The sequence below is a fragment of the Acidithiobacillus sp. genome (genome assembly GCF_027322205.1).
GTDB lineage: Bacteria > Pseudomonadota > Gammaproteobacteria > Acidithiobacillales > Acidithiobacillaceae > Acidithiobacillus.
On record NZ_DAHVHY010000099.1, the window covers coordinates 1 to 4987 of the forward strand.

6 protein-coding genes are annotated in these 4987 nt (G+C 58.5%); 5 read left to right on the forward strand and 1 reads right to left on the reverse strand.

Going from position 1 to position 4987, the window contains the following annotated elements; genetic code table 11:
• Positions 1–282 precede the first annotated feature (282 nt).
• From M7F93_RS10995 to M7F93_RS11010, 4 genes are all read left to right on the forward strand, one after another.
• A complete protein-coding gene (locus tag M7F93_RS10995) occupies positions 283–1122 on the forward strand; it encodes a hypothetical protein (protein ID WP_298173335.1) in 840 nt (279 codons plus the stop codon).
• Between the two features lie 204 nt (positions 1123–1326).
• Positions 1327–1881, forward strand: coding sequence for a Spy/CpxP family protein refolding chaperone (locus tag M7F93_RS11000; RefSeq protein ID WP_298173338.1), 555 nt, complete (start codon positions 1327–1329; stop codon positions 1879–1881).
• Positions 1882–2628, forward strand: coding sequence for a response regulator (locus M7F93_RS11005; protein WP_298173341.1), 747 nt, complete (start codon positions 1882–1884; stop codon positions 2626–2628). It begins immediately after the preceding gene.
• Positions 2625–3887 carry an ATP-binding protein gene (locus tag M7F93_RS11010; protein ID WP_298173344.1) on the forward strand — a complete coding sequence of 421 codons (1263 nt, stop codon included), beginning with the start codon at positions 2625–2627 and terminating at the stop codon, positions 3885–3887. The genes M7F93_RS11005 and M7F93_RS11010 overlap by 4 nt, the downstream gene beginning before the upstream one ends.
• A 10-nt stretch (positions 3888–3897) precedes the next feature.
• Here the strand turns inward: M7F93_RS11010 and M7F93_RS11015 are convergent, their stop codons facing one another.
• The gene (locus tag M7F93_RS11015; RefSeq protein ID WP_298173346.1) at positions 3898–4236 is read right to left on the reverse strand and encodes a hypothetical protein; all 339 of its coding nucleotides are present in this window, start codon (positions 4234–4236) and stop codon (positions 3898–3900) included.
• Between the two features lie 144 nt (positions 4237–4380).
• Between M7F93_RS11015 and M7F93_RS11020 the strand changes: the two genes are divergently transcribed.
• Positions 4381–4987: lyase family protein (locus M7F93_RS11020; protein WP_298173349.1), on the forward strand; the 607-nt coding region annotated here is incomplete at its 3' end.

The window sequence follows — 4987 nt, forward strand, 5'->3', positions numbered from 1 at the left end:
CCAGCCCGCCTTGAGCCACGCAGAAAACGGTACAGACAGCCAGCAATAGCGCTTTGGGGGGCACGCTCAGGTTCCTCGGCAGTGGAGCCGCCATTCTCCCGGAAAGCGGGGTCACAAGGAAGATGTGGCGCCGGAGGAAATTGTTGCGAAATGTTACGGGCGGGCCTTGCGGAAGCGTCGTCTTGTTCTATATTAAGATTTGGGCAACTCTCTGAATGGTCCTAGAATGGATGCCATTTTGGTAATTGTTCATTTTGTTCAGCCAGCCAAGAGGATGACGGCATGATTAAAATCAATAAAATAGCAATCTCTACGCTTACCGCTGCAGGCTTGGTTTTCTGCTCGACGTCGGCATTCGCCGATGGTGCCCCCTTTGTCGATCAGAATCCTATCGTTGCTGTCAATAATGAAGTGGGCATCGCGGCGACAGGCACTTTGATGAATTATCAGGAACATATCACTGCGGTTCCTTCAGATATTGAGTCAGGTTGGATGCCAGGTTTTGCTGTGAAGTACAGTCTGATGGGTGATTATTTCGAGAGTATGCCTAGCAATATGTATTTTGCTATACACTATCAATTCAGTTCCGGTAGCATCGCTTACAAGGGATCGGTAGGGAGTACTCCCTACGATGGCACGGATAACGCAACTACAAATCGCGCGACAGCTCGCCTGGGGAAGGGGTTCTCGCTGTCTAATGATATGATGCTTACACCATATGTAGCTGGTGGATATCAGAGCTGGAATCGAGACCTCCAAGGGCCTTATGGATATATTGAAGACTATCATTCCGGCCTCATTGGCGCTGGTGTTATGTTTCAATATGCGATCAATCCTCGGTTTGTAATCGGGGCTAACTTAGAGGGTTTGGCGATGATTGGTGGAGGTATGACCCCACATATCCACAATGGAATTCTCGGTTCTGCTTCTTTTGACACCAGTGGTCAGGAAAAAATTGCCGCGAACGTGGATTATCGAGCCTACGGCCAATGGCATTTATATGGTGGACTGAGCCTCACTCACTTCAATTATACGGGCGGTCTTTTGAAATATGGGTTTTTTGAACCCTCAAGTAGTACCAACTTGTTAAATATGGACGCAGGTATTGCCTACCAGTTCTAAGTGGTTTTGGTGGCTGCGTAACTCAGGGGTGTCGATGGAAGCATCGGTACCTCATACATTACGCCCCGCCTGTTCTGCAACCACTCTCGGCTTAGCTATTCACAATTCTTGACACTTTGCTGCTGGCGTCCGCCGGGGCGGCGCGCTAACTTGTCTCCTACGGAAAGGGCACACCTTTCCCCTTGAGTGACGAGGAGCAGAGCGATGTTAAAATTTAAGCACGTGGTATCCGGATTGATGGTTGGAACGATGGCGCTGGCGGTAGTACCCGCCTTTGCGGCAGGTGCTGAGACCCCGCCTGCCATGCAGGGTGGCCCCATGGGGCTGGGCATGATGCAAGGTCATCACTGTCCGGGGGGATGGCGGCATGGCCCCATGCGCAAGGGGGATTGGATGCGGAATGCACCCGTGCCCATGCTGATGCCCATCGTCTGGCGGCATGCGGTGGATCTCAAGCTGACCCCCGCGCAGGAAACGGATCTGAAAAACTGGCGTGCCCAGCAGGAAAAAGCCATGCCGGTCTGGCGTCACGATATGCTGGTCCACAACACCGCATTGCGTGATGCGTTGCTGAATGGTGAGTCGGGCAGTGCCATCGTCCCCTTGCAGGAAGCGGTCCTCAAGGATCATGCCACGATGCTCGAACATGGCATCCAGCAGGCGAATTATCTCCACAAGATCCTGACGCCGGTGCAGTGGCAGAAAGCTACCGCGTTGTATAAAAAAATGGGAACCAAGCGGGGACACTGGGGCAAGTAAATGACGGAGGGCGGCAAAATCCTGCTGGTCGATGATGACCCCCGGCTGCGCACTATGCTGGTGCGCTACCTGGAGGGGCAGGGTTTTGTCGTCCACGCCGCCGCCTCCGGCGTGCAGATGGATCGCCAATTGGAGCGGGAATACTATGACCTGCTCTTGCTGGACGTCCTCATGCCCGGCGAAGACGGCTTCAGCATTTGTCAGCGCCTGCGGGTGCGGGAGCCGCATTTGCCTATCATCATGCTGACTGCCCGCGGTGATCTCAGCGACCGGGTGCAAGGCCTTGATGTGGGCGCCGACGACTATCTTTCCAAGCCTTTTGAGCCGCAGGAACTGGTTGCCCGTATCCGTGCCGTCCTGCGGCGCAGTCAGGATCTGCGCAGTTGTGATCCAACCCCGGGGGTACTTGTTTTCGGACCCTTCCGCCTCGCTCTCGGCAGCCGCAGTCTCTGGCGGAATGACGAGAAAATCTCCCTTACCGACAGTGAGTTTTCCATTCTGCACGCGCTGGCCAGTCATCCCTGGCAACCGCTCTCGCGGGACCGTCTGCTGGCCATGACCCACGGCAACGACGACGCCACACCGGGTTCACGGGGTATTGATGTGTTTATCTCGCGCTTGCGCCGCCTCGTCGAAGACGACCCTGGTGAGCCACACTATATTCAGACCGTTTGGGGGAGGGGCTATGTGCTGGTACCCGACGGCGGGGATGCCACGCCCAGGGAAGAAGGCGTTTTACCCGGATGAAAAAAGCGCGCCGCTGGCCGGATACGCTGTTTACCCGTATGTTTTTCATCATCGCCGGGTTGCTGCTGCTGAGTCAGCTTGCGGTGTACTGGTTTTTCAATATCTATCAGGCCAACCCGCAGGCCGAGCGTCTGGCGCAGAACTGGGCGCAAATTCTGACCCTGAGCGAAACGCTTAGCCCGGCCCAGCGTCAGGCGACGGCGTCCGAACTGGTGCACCAGGGGCTCCGCATCGTTCCTGCCGGTGCGCTGCGCGGCCGCAATCCCGGTATGCCGGTACTGGCAAACGCCCTGCAACTGCTGCACCGCATGGGCTGGCCACAGGCACAACTACGCATGGACGGCCGGCGCCGGGTGCTCTGGCTGCAAGCCCGGCCCGACGCAACCCTGGCACTGGCCATGCCCATGCTCCATCCATCGGGGCTGCCGTTGCCCTGGTTCAAGCTGGCGGCGATTTTGCTGCTCTCCTGGCTGGGGGCGTATCTGGCGGTACGCCAGGTTACCCGGCCTCTGACCCGGCTCATGCAGGGAGTGGCGCGCCTGCGCGGCGGCGATACGCCGACGGATCTGCCGGAGGCAGGTCCGGCCGATTTGCGGCGCCTGGCCGAACGCTTCAACCAAACCCTGCGCGATTTGCATCGTCTCTGGAAAGAGCGGGAGATGGTGCTGGTGGGGGTTTCTCATGATCTGCGCACGCCGCTTACCCGCATGCGCCTGAGCGCCGAATTTCTACCGGCCGAGGAGGCGGTCCGGGGCGAAATTATCGCCAATATTCAGGAGATGGATAAGGTTATCCACCAGTTTCTGGATTACGCCCGTAGTGGCGAGCAGGAGCCGCTGGTAACGACTGACCTGGGTCTTTGGCTTAAAATGTTCATTCTGCGCCAACCGGTTGGCGTGGTGTGGCACCCTCCTGCGGCGGATCTGCCGAAGCTGCCCATACAGGAAGTGGGTCTGGCCCGCGCCCTGCAAAACCTCATCGACAATGCGCAGTCCCACGGTGCCGCCCCCATAGACGTCAGCGCCGAACCCACCGCGGACGGCGTACTGATCCGCATCCGTGATCACGGGCCAGGCATTGCGGAGACTGAACTGGAAACCGTGCGTGCGCCTTTTGCACAAGCCGGAAAGGGCGGCGGAGTAGGACTTGGGCTGGCCATCGTCGAACGGATCGTGGCCTACCATCACGGGCGTTTTTCCCTGGCCAACGCCCCAGGTGGCGGCCTGGAGGCACGCATAATCTTGCCGCAGTCACGTTAAGCGGGTGACTTCAGGATCGGGCAGCGGCCGCGGGCGGGCAAAGCTTACGCAGATTGGCGACGTCGGCGGGACTGAGATTGTGCCACTTGATATTGCCGCACTGCCCGCTGATGGGACCTTCCAGCGTGCCAATCTGAGAGACCGCCTTGCCTACCGGGAAATTGGCCACTGATTGTGTCGAAGCGGTTGGTGATACCAGTTGTACGGTAGCAGTCGCCTGAGCGGGTGCTTTGGCTCGTACCCTGGCCTCCTGATTTTGCCACCAGAAGAACCATGCCACCGCTACGATCAGTACCAGCGCCAGCACAACCAGCCAGCGCCAGGTATGAGATTGTTTTGCCTCATCCATCCGTCGTACCCCTCAAATCTGCCTGTCTCCCGGACTGTAACAAGAGCGGGAGGGGAATGCCAAAAATCGGGTGAACAGGCCAGGAACGCTGGCGAACAATGCCTCCTTTTCGCTATAGTCGCGGGCAGGACAGGAGGTGTAGGCATGAGTGAAAAATTGTGGGGTGGGCGCTTCGCGGCGGGCACCGACAGTCTGGTGGAAGCCTTTACGGCATCCATTCAGGTGGACCGCCGTCTGTACGCGGAGGACATCCGTGGCTCCATGGCCCATGCGCGCATGCTGGGCCGGGTGGGCGTGCTGACGGAGACTGAGGTGGAAGCCATCGTCACCGGGCTGGCGCAGGTGCGGCAGGAAATTGTCGAAAACCGCCTCCCCTTTGTCGATGCCCTGGAAGACATCCACATGCACGTCGAGTCACGCCTGACGGAAATCATCGGTGAGGTCGGCAAGAAGCTTCACACCGGTCGTTCCCGCAACGATCAAGTGGCCACCGACCTGCGCCTCTATACCCGCGGCTGTCTGGATGACCTCATCCAGGCGCTACAGCATCTGCAAAAGGTGTTTATTGATCTCGCTGAGCGCGAAGTCGAGACCATCCTCCCCGGCCTGACGCACATGCAGGTCGCCCAACCGGTCAGCTTCGGCCACCACTGCATGGCCTATGTGGAGATGTTCCACCGCGATACCCAGCGTCTGCTCGATGCGCGGCGACGGGTGAATGTGCTGCCCCTGGGCGCGGCGGCGCTGGCGG